Origin of the sequence: Rhizobium sp. AC27/96 (assembly GCF_001692325.1) — a bacterium.
Taxonomy (GTDB): Bacteria; Pseudomonadota; Alphaproteobacteria; order Rhizobiales; family Rhizobiaceae; genus Rhizobium.
In genome coordinates this window covers 148,984-165,149 of sequence record NZ_LXKN01000046.1, presented here as the reverse complement: position 1 = coordinate 165,149, position 16,166 = coordinate 148,984, and the positions used below count along the sequence as shown (strand labels likewise).

The 16,166-nt window shown below is 59.9% G+C and carries 17 protein-coding genes; 11 read left to right on the top strand and 6 right to left on the bottom strand.

Features of this window, described 5'->3' with window-relative positions; translation table 11 throughout:
- The first annotated feature begins 12 nt into the window (after positions 1 to 12).
- The 10 genes from A6U86_RS26175 (at position 13) to A6U86_RS26130 (ending at position 9,921) form a co-directional block, all read left to right on the top strand.
- Complete coding sequence (locus A6U86_RS26175) at positions 13 to 2,301, top strand: chemotaxis protein CheA (RefSeq protein ID WP_068397248.1); 2,289 nt, start codon at positions 13 to 15, stop codon at positions 2,299 to 2,301.
- Positions 2,302 to 2,304: 3 nt separating this feature from the next.
- On the top strand, positions 2,305 to 2,772 hold the full coding sequence (locus tag A6U86_RS26170; protein WP_068397245.1) for a chemotaxis protein CheW: 468 nt from the start codon (positions 2,305 to 2,307) through the stop codon (positions 2,770 to 2,772).
- Complete coding sequence (locus A6U86_RS26165) at positions 2,769 to 3,677, top strand: protein-glutamate O-methyltransferase (RefSeq protein WP_068397242.1); 909 nt, start codon at positions 2,769 to 2,771, stop codon at positions 3,675 to 3,677. The genes A6U86_RS26170 and A6U86_RS26165 overlap by 4 nt, the downstream gene beginning before the upstream one ends.
- Entirely contained in the window at positions 3,674 to 4,717 is a 1,044-nt protein-coding gene (gene cheB / locus A6U86_RS26160; RefSeq protein WP_068397239.1) for a protein-glutamate O-methylesterase CheB, read from the top strand. Before A6U86_RS26165 ends, cheB begins: the two co-directional genes overlap by 4 nt.
- Complete coding sequence (locus tag A6U86_RS26155; protein WP_034488643.1) at positions 4,717 to 5,106, top strand: response regulator; 390 nt, start codon at positions 4,717 to 4,719, stop codon at positions 5,104 to 5,106. Before cheB ends, A6U86_RS26155 begins: the two co-directional genes overlap by 1 nt.
- Positions 5,103 to 5,657, top strand: a complete 555-nt coding sequence (cheD, locus tag A6U86_RS26150; protein ID WP_068397236.1) for a chemoreceptor glutamine deamidase CheD — start codon at positions 5,103 to 5,105, stop codon at positions 5,655 to 5,657. The genes A6U86_RS26155 and cheD overlap by 4 nt, the downstream gene beginning before the upstream one ends.
- A 16-nt stretch (positions 5,658 to 5,673) precedes the next feature.
- Positions 5,674 to 6,063, top strand: a complete 390-nt coding sequence (locus tag A6U86_RS26145) for a hypothetical protein (RefSeq protein ID WP_068397234.1) — start codon at positions 5,674 to 5,676, stop codon at positions 6,061 to 6,063.
- A gap of 165 nt (positions 6,064 to 6,228) precedes the next feature.
- A complete protein-coding gene (fliF, locus tag A6U86_RS26140; protein WP_068397231.1) occupies positions 6,229 to 7,908 on the top strand; it encodes a flagellar basal-body MS-ring/collar protein FliF in 1,680 nt (559 codons plus the stop codon).
- Positions 7,909 to 8,425: 517 nt separating this feature from the next.
- A complete protein-coding gene (locus A6U86_RS26135) occupies positions 8,426 to 9,163 on the top strand; it encodes a transcriptional regulator VisN (RefSeq protein ID WP_068397228.1) in 738 nt (245 codons plus the stop codon).
- Between the two features lie 41 nt (positions 9,164 to 9,204).
- A complete protein-coding gene (locus tag A6U86_RS26130; protein ID WP_136686803.1) occupies positions 9,205 to 9,921 on the top strand; it encodes a transcriptional regulator VisR in 717 nt (238 codons plus the stop codon).
- A 156-nt stretch (positions 9,922 to 10,077) separates the two neighbouring features.
- On the opposite strand, the gene A6U86_RS26125 is transcribed toward A6U86_RS26130, so the two are convergent.
- The 6 genes from A6U86_RS26125 to motA form a co-directional block, all read right to left on the bottom strand.
- Positions 10,078 to 10,518, bottom strand: coding sequence for a hypothetical protein (locus A6U86_RS26125; protein ID WP_068397223.1), 441 nt, complete (start codon positions 10,516 to 10,518; stop codon positions 10,078 to 10,080).
- A 5-nt stretch (positions 10,519 to 10,523) separates the two neighbouring features.
- On the bottom strand, positions 10,524 to 11,603 hold the full coding sequence (gene flhB / locus A6U86_RS26120; RefSeq protein ID WP_068397215.1) for a flagellar biosynthesis protein FlhB: 1,080 nt from the start codon (positions 11,601 to 11,603) through the stop codon (positions 10,524 to 10,526).
- A gap of 92 nt (positions 11,604 to 11,695) precedes the next feature.
- A complete protein-coding gene (gene fliG, locus A6U86_RS26115; protein ID WP_068397901.1) occupies positions 11,696 to 12,739 on the bottom strand; it encodes a flagellar motor switch protein FliG in 1,044 nt (347 codons plus the stop codon).
- A gap of 49 nt (positions 12,740 to 12,788) precedes the next feature.
- Positions 12,789 to 13,319, bottom strand: a complete 531-nt coding sequence (gene fliN, locus A6U86_RS26110) for a flagellar motor switch protein FliN (RefSeq protein WP_068397212.1) — start codon at positions 13,317 to 13,319, stop codon at positions 12,789 to 12,791.
- 64 nt (positions 13,320 to 13,383) lie between these two features.
- Positions 13,384 to 14,331, bottom strand: a complete 948-nt coding sequence (locus A6U86_RS26105; protein ID WP_068397209.1) for a FliM/FliN family flagellar motor switch protein — start codon at positions 14,329 to 14,331, stop codon at positions 13,384 to 13,386.
- 5 nt (positions 14,332 to 14,336) lie between these two features.
- On the bottom strand, positions 14,337 to 15,209 hold the full coding sequence (gene motA, locus A6U86_RS26100; RefSeq protein WP_068397207.1) for a flagellar motor stator protein MotA: 873 nt from the start codon (positions 15,207 to 15,209) through the stop codon (positions 14,337 to 14,339).
- Positions 15,210 to 15,431: 222 nt separating this feature from the next.
- Here motA and flgF point away from each other — a divergent pair, with 222 nt between their 5' ends.
- On the top strand, positions 15,432 to 16,166 hold the full coding sequence (gene flgF / locus A6U86_RS26095; RefSeq protein WP_068397204.1) for a flagellar basal-body rod protein FlgF: 735 nt from the start codon (positions 15,432 to 15,434) through the stop codon (positions 16,164 to 16,166).

The following is a 16,166-nucleotide window of genomic DNA, read 5'->3' as shown; positions in this document are numbered from 1 at the left end:
GATCCGCCCCTCATGGATATGAACGAAATCAAAGAGATTTTCTTCCAGGAGTGCGAAGAGCAGCTCGCCGAACTGGAATCCGGTCTCCTGAAAATGAATGATGGCGACCGTGATCCGGAAACCGTCAATGCCGTCTTCCGCGCCGTTCATTCCATCAAGGGTGGGGCAGGGGCCTTCGGTCTGGATGACCTGGTCTCGTTTGCCCATGTCTTCGAGACCACGCTTGATTGCGTTCGATCCAACAAGCTGGAGCCGACCCAGGATGTCCTGAAGGTCATGCTCAAGGCCGCCGACGTTCTGGCCGACCTGACCAATGCCGCCCGTGACGGCGGCAGTGTCGATCAGGCTCGCAGCCGCGGGCTGGTGAAGGAGCTGGAAGCCCTGGCAAACGGGCTGCCGGCACCGTCAGCCGCCGTAGCAGTCGCAGTCGAGGCCGCTCCGAAGGCAGCCGCACCCGCGCCGACCGATGAAAGCGGTTTCCAGCCGATTCCCTTCAGCTTCGACGATGATTTCGGTCTGGATGAAGAGCCCGCCGCCGGAATGCCGGAATACGAGGTGAGCTTCAAGCCGCGTTCCGATCTCTACGCCAAGGGCAACGACGCCACGCTGCTGCTGCGCGATCTGGCGCGGCTGGGCGAGATGAGCGTCCATTGCGATGTGGATGCGCTGCCGGGTCTCACCGAACTCGATCCGGAGGGCGCCTATTTCAGCTGGACGATCTCGATCAAGACGGACAAAGGCGAAGACGCTATTCGCACCATCTTCGAATTCGCCGAATGGGATTGCGAGCTCGATGTGCGCCCGGTCGCAGCCGGTGGCAGCTCTTCCGACGACGAAGAACTGCCGATGGTTCCCGTGCCCTTTGATCTCTCCATTCTAGACGAAGAGAGCAGCGAGCCCGCGGCCGCAGCGATCGAGGAAGCCTCGCCAGGCAAGAGCGACACGGCCGCTGCCGTTGCCGCTGCTGAAACTGCGAGCAATGTCACCCAGCTTGCCGCCGTTGCCGCCCGTGTCGAAAAGAAGGAAGCAGCACTGGCCGCTTCCGCCGCCGCCAGTGCCGCTGCCGCGCAGAACAACGCCGCTGCTGCCGGCGTCGGCCAGACCATTCGCGTTGATCTCGACCGCGTCGACCGGCTGATCAATCTGGTCGGCGAACTCGTCATCAACCAGGCGATGCTGTCGCAGAGCGTCGTCGAGAACGACAATAATGGTGCGTCTTCGATCAACATGGGCCTCGAAGAGCTGCAACAGCTCACCCGCGAGATCCAGGACAGCGTCATGGCGATCCGCGCCCAGCCGGTAAAGCCGGTGTTCCAGCGCATGTCGCGTATCGTCCGCGAAATCGCCGATATGACCGGCAAGTCGATCCGCCTGATCACCGAGGGCGAAAATACCGAAGTCGACAAGACCGTCATCGACAAGCTTGCCGAACCGCTGACCCACATGATCCGCAATGCCGTCGACCACGGCATCGAGAGCCCGGAAAAGCGCGCGACGCTCGGCAAGAACCCGGAGGGCACCGTTCGCCTGACGGCCAAGCACCGTTCCGGCCGCATCCTGATCGAACTCGCAGACGACGGCGCCGGCATCAACCGCGAAAGGGTGCGCCAGAAGGCCATTGACAACGATCTGATTGCTGCGGACGCCAATCTTTCGGATGAGGAAATCGACAACCTGATCTTCCTGCCGGGCTTCTCGACCGCCGACAAGATTTCCGACATTTCCGGCCGCGGCGTTGGCATGGACGTGGTCAAGCGCTCGATCCAGGCCCTCGGCGGCCGCATCAACATCAGCTCCAAGCCGGGGCAGGGTTCGGTCTTCACCATGAGCCTGCCGCTAACGCTTGCCGTTCTCGACGGCATGGTGGTGACGGTTGCCGGCCAGACCCTGGTCGTGCCGCTGACGGCGATCGTCGAGACGCTGCAGCCGGAGGCCTCCGCCATCCATTCCTTCGGCGCGAACCATCGCCTGATCTCGATCCGCAACAGCTTCTGCCCGCTGGTCGATGTCGGCCGCATCCTGAACTTCCGCGCAACACAGGCCAATCCCGTTGAGGGCGTCGCGCTGCTGGTGGAATCGGAAGGGGGCGGTCAGCGCGCGCTGATGGTCGATGCCATCCAGGGCCAGCGCCAGGTCGTCATCAAGAGCCTCGAAGCGAACTATACACATGTGCCGGGCATTGCGGCCGCCACCATCCTCGGCGATGGCCGTGTCGCGCTCATCCTCGATGTGGATGCGGTGGTCGGTGCTTCCCGCGGTCAGTCGTTGAAGGCCGAAATGTCCTACGCGGCGGTGGGGTAAGCCATGTCCGTTGCCGTCAAGAACCTGACCCAGGAGGCACGCGAACTGATCGCCTTCCGAATCGGCGATCAGGAATTCTGCATCGACGTCATGTCGGTTCGCGAAATCCGTGGTTGGACGCCGGCAACCGCCATGCCGCATGCGCCGTCCTATATGCTCGGCGTCATCAATCTGCGTGGCGCCGTGCTGCCGATCATCGATCTCTCGGCGCGGCTCGGCATGAAGCGTGCGGAGCTGACGGCGCGGCATGTGATCATCGTCGCGCAGGTCAAGCGCAAGGTCGTCGGTCTTCTGGTCGACGCAGTATCGGACATATTGACGATCACGACCGACCATATCCAGCCGACGCCGGAAATCTCTTCCGACCATGAACGGCAGTTCGCGCGCGGCATCGTCGCGATCGACCGGCGCATGATCTGCCTGATCGAACTGGAAGCCCTGTTCCCTGAAAACGAAAGCGAAGCTGCATGACTGTGATGGGAGCGATAGATCTCAAGGCATCGCCGGACGAGGTCCTGGCCAGCGGCGAATATCCGCTGACCCGGCGCGATCTCGCCGAGATCGCTGCCATGATCTATGCGGATGCGGGCATTTCCCTCAATGAAAGCAAGGCGTCGCTGGTCTATTCGCGGCTGTCGAAGCATATCCGCGCGCTGGGCCTGCGCGGCTTCCGCGATTACTGCACGCTGGTGTCCTCTCCGGCTGGAAGTGCTGCACGACGTGAGATGCTGTCGCATCTGACGACCAATTTCACCCGCTTCTTCCGCGAGAACCATCATTTCGATCATCTGCGCGACGAGGTGCTGCCGGGCCTTCTGGCGCGCGCCAAGGCCGGTGGCCGGGTGCGTATCTGGTCGGCTGCCTGTTCCGATGGGCAAGAGCCCTATTCGATCGCGCTCACCGTACTGGCGCTGATGCCGAACGCGGCGGAGTTCGATTTCAGGATCCTGGCGACGGATATCGATCCGAAAATCCTCGGTCTTGCTCGCGCCGGCGCCTATGATGAGGCGGCACTCGAAACGATCTCGCCTGCCATGCGCAAGCAATGGTTCCAGGAGGTCGATGTTCAGGGGCGTCGCAAGTTCCAGATCGACGATCGCGTCAAGCGGCTGATCACCTTCAACGAATTGAACCTGCTGGCGCAATGGCCCTTCAAGGGCACGTTCGACGTCATCTTCTGCCGCAACGTAGTCATCTATTTCGACGAGCCGACGCAGACGAAGATTTGGGGGCGTTTTGCCGGCCAGCTCCAGGACCACGGCCACCTCTATATCGGCCACTCCGAGCGAGTTGCCGGCGACGCCAAGCACCTCTTCGACAATATAGGCATCACCACCTATCGCTATCTCGGCAAGAACGCGGGGAGGAAATCATGAGCGCTGCTGCCCGTGTTCTCGTGGTCGATGATTCCCCGACCATGCGTGGCCTGATCACAGCCGTATTGCGTTCGGATCCCGAGGTTGATGTCATTGGTCAGGCAGGCGACGCGCTTGAAGCGCGAGCCGCCATCAAGGCACTCAATCCAGATGTCGTTACCCTCGATATCGAGATGCCGAACATGAACGGCCTCGAGTTTCTGGAAAAGATCATGACGCTCAGGCCCATGCCGGTCATCATGGTCTCCACCATGACGCATCGCGGCGCCGATGCGACGCTCGCAGCCCTGGAAATCGGCGCCTTCGATTGTGTGGGGAAACCCTCTCCGGGCGAACCGCACCCATTCGGCGACCTGGCCGAGAAGGTCAAGGCGGCCGCCCGTTCGCAACGGCAATTCGTCAAGCCTGCCGCCCAGCGCGTACCGCCGCCCGCCGTCGCCGATTTCCGTGTCGGCCGCAAGATCGTCGCCATCGGCTCATCCACCGGCGGCGTCGAGGCCTTGATCACCGTATTGCAGAAGTTTCCCGCCAACTGCCCGCCCACGGTCATCACCCAGCATATGCCTCCGAGCTTTACCCGGAGTTTTGCCGAGCGGTTGAACCGCCTTTGTGCGCCTGTCGTCGAAGAGGCGACAGACGGGGCGCGGCTGGCAATCGGCAAGATCTACCTGGCGCCCGGTGGCGACAGGCACCTGCGGGTTGTCAACCCATCGGCGCCCCAGTGTCGTTTGGCGGATGGTGGGCCGGTGAACGGTCATCGGCCATCGGTTGACGTGCTTTTCGATTCGGTCGCCGAACTGGCTGGCCGCAACGCCGTCGGCGTGATCCTGACCGGCATGGGCCGCGATGGCGCCGCCGGTCTCCTCAAGATGCGCCACGCCGGTGCGCGCACCATCGGCCAGAACGAAAAGACCTGCGTGGTCTACGGCATGCCGAGGGTCGCCCATGAGCTTGGTGCCGTCGAACAACAGTTTCCGCTGAACGCCATTGGCGAGGAAATCTTGAAAATTACAGCCGCCCGAAAGGAAGGGAGCGAATAATGTCTCTAGCGGAGAAAATCAAAGTTCTGATCGTTGATGATCAGGTCACCAGCCGTCTCTTGTTGAGTGATGCGCTGACGCAGCTCGGCTTCAAGCAGATCACCTCCGCCGGCGACGGCGAGCAGGGCATGAAGATCATGCAGCAGCAGCCGCACCATCTGGTCATCTCGGATTTCAATATGCCGAAGATGGATGGGCTCGGACTGCTGCAGGCCGTCCGCACCAACCCGGCAACCAAGAAGGCGGCCTTCATCATCCTGACGGCACAGGGCGACCGTGCTCTTGTGCAGAAAGCGGCCCAGCTCGGCGCCAACAACGTCCTGGCCAAGCCATTCACCATGGAAAAGATGAAGGCAGCCATCGAGGCCGTGTTCGGAGCACTGAAATGATTGTCGAGGGTGCAGCCCGTCGCATGCACATCATTCAGGGCGAGTACAAGGTTGTCAGCGACCCGGACGTGGTGCTGGCAACTATTCTCGGCTCCTGCGTGGCGGCCTGCCTGCGCGATCCGATCGCCGGCGTCGGTGGCATGAACCATTTCCTCCTCCCGGGAATGGCAAGCTCGCCGATGAGCGGTGGTGATGCGACGCGCTACGGCGTGCACCTGATGGAGCTTCTGATCAACGGCCTTTTGAAGAAGGGCGCGCGGCGTGATCGGCTGGAGGCAAAGGTCTTCGGCGGCGCCAAGACGATTGCGACCTTCTCCAATGTCGGCGAGCAGAATGCCGCTTTCGCCATGCAGTTCCTCAGGGATGAAGGCATCCCGGTGGTCAGCTCGAGCACGGGCGGCGAACATGGGCGCAAGATTGAATATTGGCCGATCTCCGGACGCGCCAGGCAATATCCGCTCACCGGCGCGGAGACGCAGAAGACAGTGGCGCTCGAACAGCGTCCCGTCGTCGCTCCAAAGCCGGTCGACAACACGATCGAATTTTTCTGATCAGCGAGGCTACTGCATGACTGCCTTCCAGCGCGCCGAAATGAACGCCATTGAGGAAACCCTCCCGGCCATCCTTTTGCGTATCGTCTCCGAACTGCATGACGTCGCCTATCTGATCGAGCGCATCGAGCCGCAGCTCCTCGATGTCGGCGGTGCGCATGTGCTGGAATCGCCCGATGCGGTGAAAGTCATCCAGGGCATCGATCTTGCCGTCCAGAAGACGCGCGGCATTGCCGAATTCATCGATACCATTGCCGGCGCCATGCCGGACGGATGGACCGTCGATCTCGCGACCGCATTGAGCCTCGTCAAGCTGACGGAGATGCAAAAGGCACTCGGCGGAGGCACCTTGCATGCCCACTCACAGCCCATGGCGAAAGCCGCCGGCGATTTCGACTTCTTCTAGTCGAACGCTCAACATGTATATTGTTTTTCTTATATAATTTTCACCACTTCTCCCCGGCTTTTTCCCCTTTTCCTGGCCGGACGAAACGCTCGCACAAGTTTCGATTTCTATTTTCGCTGCAGGACACAAAGCCATCAGGTCTTTGACGAATCGTGCGAGAACAGAATGAATCTGTTAAATCAATTAGTTCCATTGTTCCGGAACATCCAGAATCTCGGGAGAACGCGGCTGCTGATCCTGGGTGGCGTGGGCGTTGTGTCCATGGTCCTGATCCTGTTTGCAGCCCTTTACGTCAATAAGCCTTCCCAGGAGACACTCTATGTCGGCCTGGATGCGACGGATCTCAACCAGATCAGCATCGCGCTCGCAGAAGCCAAGATCAATTTCCAGGTCGGCACGGATGGCACCAGCCTGACTGTTCCGGCAGGCATGACCGGCAAGGCTCGCGCACTGCTTGCCGAGCGTGGCCTGCCCAATAGCGGCAATGCCGGTTACGAGCTGTTCGACAATGTCGGTTCGCTCGGCCTCACCTCCTTCATGCAGGAAGTCACCCGCGTTCGCGCCCTTGAGGGCGAAATCGGCCGTACCATCACCTCCATCGCAGGCATCAGCGCCGCACGCGTCCATATCGTCATGCAGGATACCGGCAATTTCCGTAAGGCGGATCAGAAGCCGACGGCCTCGGTGATGATCCGTGCCAGTTCCGAGGCAGCCCGCAAATCGGCATCGGCGATCCGGCATCTCGTTGCCTCGGCCGTTCCGGGGCTCGAGGTCGACGACGTTACCATTCTCGACTCGACCGGCCAGCTGCTGGCATCGGGTGACGACCCCAGCAATGGCGTGCTCACCCGCAATCTCGGCATCGTCCAGAATGTACAGAGCGAAGTCGAATCCAACATCAACAAGGCTCTCGCCCCCTTCCTCGGCATGGACAATTTCCGCTCGAGCGTAACGGCGCAGCTCAACACCGACAGCCAGCAGGTGCAGGAAACTACCTACGATCCGGATTCGAAGGTCGAACGCTCGGTCCGCACGGTGAAGGAAGCGCAGAAGTCGCAGCAGAACCAGCCCGATACCGCGGCGACCGTGGAACAGAATATTCCGCAGGCCGCTCCGCAATCCGGCGGCAATACGCCGACGTCGAACGACCAGTCCGACAAGCGCGAAGAGCAGACCAACTACGAAATCAACAGCAAGACGACGGCCACGACGCGCAACAGCTACAAGATCGAAAAGCTCTCCGTCGCCGTGGTGGTCAACAAGGGCCGCGTCGCGCAGATGCTCGGCCAGGGTGCCGATCAGGCGAAGATCGACGCCTATATCGCCGAAATGCAGAAGATCGTGGCGACTGCTGCTGGCGTCGACCAGGGTCGTGGCGACATCGTCACCGTCAATGCGATGGACTTCCTCGACAACCAGCTGCTCGAAGATACGGCCTCCAGCTTCAGCATCACCGATATGCTGAGCCGCAACATGGCCGGTATCATCAACTCGCTGGCCTTCGTTGCCGTCGCCTTCCTCATCGTCTGGATGGGCTTCCGTCCGCTGATCCGCTCGCTAGGCGGCGGCGCAGCCGGTGGCACGGCATTGCCTGAGGCGGCCGGCCTGGAGCTGCCCGACTTCGCTCCCGCCGTCGGCGGCCCCGGCGCCGCGCTGATGGACGGCTTCGGCTCCGACTTCGGCTTCGACAGCACCGACGATCTGCTGACGATGGGCGACGATAGCGGCACCTTCAACCGTCGGGTCAAGGAAGGACCGGAGCGTCGCCTGTCGCGGATGGTGGAAATCAGCGAGGAACGCGCCGCAAAGATCCTCAGAAAATGGGCCGTCGACAAGGCAGCCTGATCAACAGGACCGGGAGAAATCCCGGTCTTTTTGCTTTATCCCGGTGGTTTCTGCCTGCAATATTGAGAAAACTGTGACCCGTTAGCCGCTGCCGGATAGTTTGACGTGTTCGTAAGATGGAATTTCGCTTGCAATTCCGTTGCTGGGCATAAAGAATCGACTTACTGGTAAAGTGCCTTTGCGTATCAGTTGTTCAGTTCGCGCGAACAGGCCTTCGATTTCAGCGTATCGCCGGTTCGAAGTGTTGCAGAGTCCGGAGCGCGGGAAAAATCAGTTCATGGTTCGCTGATTGTGTCCGCAACGCCTGTGCCGATCCGGTTGCCCACATGAAATTCAATGATGGGTGTATTTCATCCACCCGCTTTCACCGGGATGTGTTTGTATCGCGGTAGACAATGATTCGGTTCTGATGCCCTGCGGAAGGTCGATATCCGCTTTCCAGGGTGATGCACCGGGTTTCAACGGAATAGTGCTCTCGTTGACGAATGATCGTCCAACAGTGGCAGGAAATGCAAGAATGGACATGCAGATATCGCAGACGAGCAAAGGCGATTGGGATGCGCGGTCGGTCGCGTCCACAGGCGCCATGTCGCGCGAGCAGCTCATTCTGCAGCTGGGTACCGTTTCCGGCCCGGCCTATCTGCAAGCCGGCCTTCGCTCGTTGACGAGCTATGCGGGTGCCTACGGCTACCTCTTGGCGCGCTGCGATCTCATCCAGGAAAGCGGGCTGGACTTCGTCGTGTCGTCCGACTGGCCTTTCGATCTCGTGAGGCGGCTGGCATCGGAGTTGACGGGCGGCTATGGCCGTATCGGCGAGCTGGAAAAATGCATGTCGCTGTTCCAGCCGAGCCTGGCCTCCTTGCCGGACGACGTCGAGCTGCCTGATGGCATCAGCCGCCGATATTACGCTTTGACGTTCAATGTCGGTCGTACACGCTTCTCTCTGTTGCTGCTGGTCCGCGAATCCGAGACGCTCTTGCCGGAGCGGTTGCGCGATGTCGGCCTGCTGTCAGGCTATCTCGCCAGCTCGATCCGCTGCTTCGAAAGCAAGTCCGAGCGCGATTTCGATCTTACCGAACGTGAGCTGGAATGTTTGTTCTGGATCGCCGAAGGCAAGACAAGTGACGAGATTGCCATGATCCTCGGCATCTCGCGCAATACCATCAATAACTACATCACCAGCGTCATGCGCAAGACCGCCACCAAGACCCGGTCGGAGGCAATCGCCTTCGCCGTGCGAAACAATCTCGTTTGAAGGCTCACTGAATGCGCTATCAGCCAGACAGGACGACGGATATGCCGGCGGAACCGCGGCTAACCCGTTCGGGCCGGATTTCTGGCCGCTCCGATCTCTTCCCGAAGCTGGTGTCGATGCAGAAGCTGATCGATGCGCAGCATTTCGCAGTTTATCGCCTCCATGGCTCAGGCTTGCCGCACAAGCAGCGTCTCGTCAGCGAACTCGACAATTGGGGGTCGGCCAATTCCGTTATGGGCAAGGCTTTCGTTGAGGCTTACAGCGAAGCCATGATCGAGCACATCGACAAATCGCTGCTCCCGCTCATGTGGAACGGCAGGGATAGCGATAGCACCGCCGAGACACCGGACTTTGCCGCCTTTACCCAGCGCCTGAAACCGCATCTTCTGCCCTTTGCCGGCGTCGCCTTTCCCGTACGTCTGGGGGCGGTTGGCAACGGCTATGTGGTCTTCACCGCAAAATTCATGGATCTGGCGAGCGATATGATCGTCGAGCTGCATGGTCGCAGCTGCCAGATCATGATGGCGCTATTGTCGCTGGACGAGCGCCGCTCCCAGGACGCCGAAGCCCTCAGCGAGCGTGAAATCGCCTGCCTGCAGCTTGCCGGCGACGGGCGCATCAGTGAAGAAATCGCCGAGAAGCTGGGATTGTCGGTCCACACTGTGAACGCCTATCTCGGCTCTGCGACCATCAAGCTCGATAGCGTCAATCGCATCCAGGCGATCGCGAAAGCGATCCGCTTCGGCTACATTAGCTGATTTTCAGCGCCTCGGCGGATAGCTTTCGTAAATCTCTAGAGCATTTCCGCTTTTCTTCGAATCACGAAAACGCTCTATCTTTTTTGTTTCTTGACGCATTCCGGACGGAAAACCGCTACGCACTTTTCCTGGAAGTGCTCTGACGTCTTGAACGGCTTAGAACACCCGTGCTGTTTCGCCGCGCGTCACATAACGCGCGTCCCTCAGGCTACGCGCGAAAAGCGCCGTGTTCTCATCGGGATCGGTGGACGCCTTGTCGAAGGCGATATGGTTTATCTCGATGCCGGCATAATGCTCCGCCAGCGCCAGTTTGGCATAGACGGTCACGCCCGGCGGCTTGATTTCCAGGTCGATAGTCACTTCCGCAGGGCCGCCCCAATCGAGCTTGTAATCGCCACCGAGGCCGAAATTGACAGTACCGGGCAGGAAATAGAGTTCGGCCGCCGAGGCTACGAGGTCGGCGAGATTGCCGTATCGTTCGAAGCGGAGCAACGAGATCAGATCGGCGGCGTCGAGGAGGCGCAGCTCACTCGCGACGGGGCTGATGGCTTCCGCGAGGATTTTTTCACGTTCGGCAGAGTAGGGGCATTTTTTCATTTGGTTTATCGTACCCGTTTTCTATTCGACTGCGCGGCATAGATCCGATGGATGAGCTCGGCGACGGCCTTGTAAAATACTGACGGGATGACGCTATCAACCGAGACTTGCGCAAACATGGAGCGCGCGAGGGGCGGATCCTCGAAAACCGGAATATTGTTAGCCTCGGCTATCTCTCTGATCTTCAACGCAATCAGGTCCTGGCCCTTCGCAACGACGACGGGCGCGTCGCCTTCCTCACGCACATAGCGCAGCGCCACGGCAAAATGCGTCGGATTGGCGATAACGAGGGTGGCGCGCGGAACCTGTTTCATCATGCGCCGGCGGGCGCGGTCGCGTGCGATCGAGCGCTGGCGCGATTTGACGATCGGGTCGCCCTGTGACTGCTTGAGCTCGTCCTTGACCTCCTGCTTGGTCATCTTCAGCTCGTCGAACCAGTGATATCGGCTCCACAAAATGTCGGCGATGCCGACGACCGCGGTCGCCAGGAGCACGATGATCAGGATTCGCTGAACGATCGTCGACAGGCGCACGAAGATGGTCTGCGGGTCCGAAGCCATCGAATCGATCGAATGAAAGAACTGGCTGCGCAGCACGAAAAACATGACGATGCTGACGAGAACGATCTTCGCAAGCGACTTGCCGAACTCCACCAGGCCGGTCATGCTGAAAAGACGTTTCCAGCCGGATGCCGGTGAGATTCGCGAGAATTGCGGCCTGATTCGCTCCAGAACCGGTGTCGGCAGGTTCTGGAAAATCGAGGCGCCGATGCCGAAGGTGAAGAAGAGCACGACGGCGGGCATCACCAGGTTACCGGCTTCCCAGCCTATGCGGGTGAAAAGCGAAATCGCGTCGGGCCCGGTTTCGATCTGCCATTGATCCGGCTTTTCGAAGAGATCGCGCAGCACTTCTCCCATGCGGCCGATACGCTCCGGCAGGAAGAAGGTGACATAGATGACGGTCGCGAGCATGGAGGCAAAGATGGTTGCCTCCCTGGAGTGAGGCACATTGCCCTTCTCCATGGTGTCGCGGAGTTTTTTCTCCGTCGGCCTTTCTGTTCTACTGTCTTTGTCTTCGCCAGCCAAAGCAGTCGTCCTTCGCAAACGGAAAGGGGCCGCGCATCATACGCGGCCCTAAGCTAAGCACTCTAAGACGATTCAAGTGAGTCGCGGTGAGATCAAGCTGCTTCTTCCACAGGCGTATTTTCCTTGGGCTTGAGCTCGATCTGGCCGGAGTTGGCAAGACGGATGGCTTCCTGTGCGATGGCCCGCCGCGCGATGGCGATTTCGCGCGGATTTACGCCGGCATTGCCCATCTGCAGATCCGATTCGATCATGCGGCGCTGACGCGGGCTGATCGAGGACAGGACGATCTCGCGAATCTCGTTGCTTGAGCCGCGTAGCGCCATGGTCAGGATGTCCGAGGCGATATCGTTGAGCAACAGGACGCGGCTTGGCTGCGGCATGCGGATCAGATCGTCGAAGAGGAAGATCTTCGGACGGACCTTCTCGACCGATTCCTTGTTGATCGATTCGAGCGAGTTGAGCAGGGTGTCGACCACAGGCTTGTCGAGTTCGTTCATCAGGTCGGCGACCTTGGTCGAGCCGGAAGCGTTGCGCTCCGCATCGATTTCCGCCATCAGGCCGAGAACGCGGTTCTCGATGATCTGCGCTGCCTTCGGGCTGACGTCCTTCAGGTTGACCGTGCGGTTCATGATGTCGGGACGCTGCGCTTCGGGAAGCTGCAGCAAAACTTTCGCTCCGAAGGCGGAAGGCATCATCGACAGCACATAGGCGATGGTCTGCGGATGCTCGCGCAGGAGGAACTTGGCCACGAAGACCGGGTCGGCCTCGCCCAGGCGATCCCAGATGGAGGTCTCGTAAGCCTGGAAGGCGGTGCGGCGGCCGAGCAGGCTGTCCACTTCGTCCGGTGTCAGGCCTTCCTCGAGAATGCTCTCGATGGCCTTCGCATTGTCCATCAGGCCTGCGCCTTCGGTGAACAGATCCTCGAATTCCGCGACGAGTTGCGCCAGTTCGTCCGGCGGAATGAGCCTCAGCGACTGCGCCGAGGCGATGATCATCTGCAATTCATTCTGGGTAAAATATTTGAGCAGCCGTCCTGCTACCTGCTTTCCCATGGCGAGAAGGACGGCGGCCGCTTTTTCAGTCTGCGATAACGGTTTCTCGGCGAGTGCGCCGCTGAAATCGTCAAAGTCCATCATGGTCTTCGTCTCCATCCCTCACCGGGATTGGGCTCATCATGAGCCGGGTTCAGCTTTTCTTCGTGTTGTATATTTCTGTGAGCTTGATACCGAACCTGGTGTCGTCATGTTCCAGAACGGTAATTTCGCCCCGGCCGATCTTGCGGCCGTTTACTGTGATTTCGACCGGTTCGCCGATCTTCTTGTCGAGCGCTATGATTGCGCCTTCGGTCAGGTTCATCAGGCCGGAGACCTGCATGCGGCTGGTGCCGAGCACGATCTGGACGTCGATCGGGATATCCATGATCATGTCGAGATTGGCGGCCAGCGCGCTGCCAAGAGCGGCGGGCGCCGAAGAGGCTTCGCCGAAATCGCTGTCCGCGAAGGCTGGGCCGGAATCCTCGTCGCCGAAATCGCCGAAGGTGGAGAGGTCGGTGCTGGGCTCCGCGCCAAACTGGTCAGCTGCGAAATCCGGCATGCCGCCGTCGCTATCCTTCTTCAGGACGCCGCGCAGACCATCGATGGCGTCGTCCAATGCGGCGTCGCTGTTTGGAAATTCCAGCGATTCCTCGTTGCTTTGCTGTGTCGTCTTCGTAGCCATGAAATCACTATTCCAGTTGAAACTTGCCTCAAGCTGCCGTGGGTGGGAGCCACCCGCCGGCTGGTCAATTCATCAGGTGCCGCAGAAGCTCGTCGTCGGAATTCACATTGTCCTTGACGCGCACCGTGTAATTTTCGCCAGAGCGGCCAAACTCGCAGATGTAGAGGTCCTTGCTGTTGGCGCTGACCTCGACCCGCACGTCGCCGCTATTGTCCATGAAGGGAATGGTATCGCCGACCGCGAGCTTGGAAATCGTGTCGAGCGTCAGGGATTGCAGGCGGATGCGCGCCTCGAGCGTCACTTGCGAGCGGCGAACCTGCTCGTTGAGCTGGTCCGACCATGCCTGCGAGGCGGCCGTCGGATTCTTCGCTCGCGGCGCGCTGACGACGGTGCGCAGCAGGTCGCGCTGCGGCACGATGATGACGATCTGGGAAATGGACTTGCCGAGCGAAACCGTCATCGTGATCGCGGCGGCGAAATCGTCATTCTCATCGGTGATCTGCGCCATTGCCTCTTCGACATTGTAGGGCGGATCGAGATAGGGCTCGAAGCCGCCCTGAGCATTGACCGCCGAGCGGAGCACATTGGCGATCTTTTCGAACACCATGACGGAAAGATCGAGTTCGATCACCGAAAGCGGCCGGGCAATGGCCGCTTCCATGTCTTCGGCGCGTCCCCCCAGCATATGCTCCATCAGCGTCATGATGAAACCGGAGCCGCAGCCGAGCACGAATTTGGATGACCAATTGCGCAGCGAGGCGTTGACCAGGGCGTGGTTGCCGCCAAGACCGGCGATCAGGTCTTTCATGAGGCCGGACTGGCAGCCGCCATAGGCGATACCGCTGTCGAGACCGGTCTCGTTCTTGATCATATCCGGCAGGAATTCGGCATAGACCTGGGAGAAGGCCGTGCCGATCTTGGCAAGCAGCGCCTGATCGCCAAGATTGCCTGTGAGCTTGGCGAAGAGGGTGCGGTCCATCGTCTGTGCCTTGGATGCGGATTGCTGGCTCATGGTTTTCAGGCTGCCTTGCTTTCACCGCCGGGGTTCATCATTTCCTGCTCGACGGCGTCAATGGACGGACGCTCGTAGGAGGAGATGGTCTTGCGACCGTATTCGAGCGCCACCTGCGGCACGGAGCCGTTCATATAGGCCAGCAGCGTCTGCTTCACGATGACGTAGAGACGATGCTGCTTGTTGCGCACGATCTTGATCTGCGACACCAGCGGCGCACAGACGGAATAGGACAGGATGATGCCGAGGAAGGTGCCGACCAGTGCCGATCCGATGAGGTGACCGAGCACTTCGGGTGATTCGTTGATGTGGCTCATGGCCTTGATGACGCCGAGAACGGCGGCGACGATACCGATGGCCGGGAAGGAATCGCCCATGATCGTGATCGCGTGATAGGGCTTCATCTTGTCGTGCTGCATGGTGTTGAGCTCTTCATCCATCAGCGCCTCGATCTCGTGCGAGCGGGCATTGCCGATGATGATGAGGCGCACGTAGTCGCAGATGAAAGCCGTCAGATCCTTGTTCTTCAGCACCGTCGGAGCGGCCTTGAAGATCACCGATTCATCGGGATTGTCGATATGGGCTTCGATTTCGTTGCGCGACTTGGTGCGCAGATCGCGCATCAGGGCGTAGAGTACGCCGAGCGTATCGAGATATTCGCGCTCCTTCGGAACCGCGTGACGGAAGGCCTCGAGCAGTGCCTTGCCTGAGTCCTTCACGATCTTCATCGGATTGGCCATGATGAAGCCGCCGAGACCGGCGCCTGCGATAATGACAAATTCGAAGGGCTGGAACAGAGCGCCTACGTCTCCGCCCATGGCCATGAAGCTGCCTATGATGCAGCCGCAGGTCACTACAAATCCGATAATAATGTTCATCGTCGGTCCACACCTGAACGTTGCTTCCTAAGATGAACTAGGGGAGCTGCCTTGCGTGAGGCTGTTCGATGCGGTCGTTCGGCCACCTTTTGCCTTGTCAGCTTCGCACAAGCCAATGCCGGCAGGATAGCGGGTAAGGGCATCCATGCCCCGCTAACGAAATGTAGGAGCGCTCCGGCGTTTCCTTTCCCGTTATTCTCCAATGTCCGGAGGGCGTTGAAAATGCAGTCTGGTATCTATGTGGCGCTATCGTCCCAGATGGCGCTCGAGCGGCGTCTGACGACAATCGCCGACAATTTGGCCAACGTGAACACCACGGGCTTCCGTGGCACCGAGGTCAAGTTCGACCAAGTCCTCAGCAATACCGAAAACAAGCTCAACGCCAAGGTGGCCTTCGTTTCGCAGGGCAACGACTATCTGTCGACCGACAATGGCGAATTGCAGAACACCGGCAATCTCTTCGATTTCGCCGTCAAGGGCGACGCCTGGTTCGGCCTCAACACGCCGGCTGGCCTGGTGGTGACGCGCGACGGCCGTTTCACCATGACAGACAATGGTGCGCTGGTCTCTGTGCGCGGCTTCCCGGTGCTTGATCCCGGTGGCGCTCCGATCCAGCTTGATCCGCGCGGCGGCGCGCCGACGGTTTCCTCGGACGGCACCATCTCGCAAGGTGGCAAGCGCATGGGCCAGATCGGCCTTTACAGTTCAGACGTCAGCAAGGGCTTCCTGCGCTACGAAAACAGCAGCATCCTGCCGACGGATACGCCGCAGCCGGTCATCGATCGCTCGAATATCGGCGTCGCTCAGGGCTACCTCGAAAACTCCAATGTCAACGGCATGCGGGAAATGACCAATCTGATCGAGGTCAGCCGCGCCTTCGACAATATCAGCACGCTCACCAGCAGCAGCGAGGGCACCCTCACCGACGCGATCAAGACCCTCGGCGGCAGCCAGTAA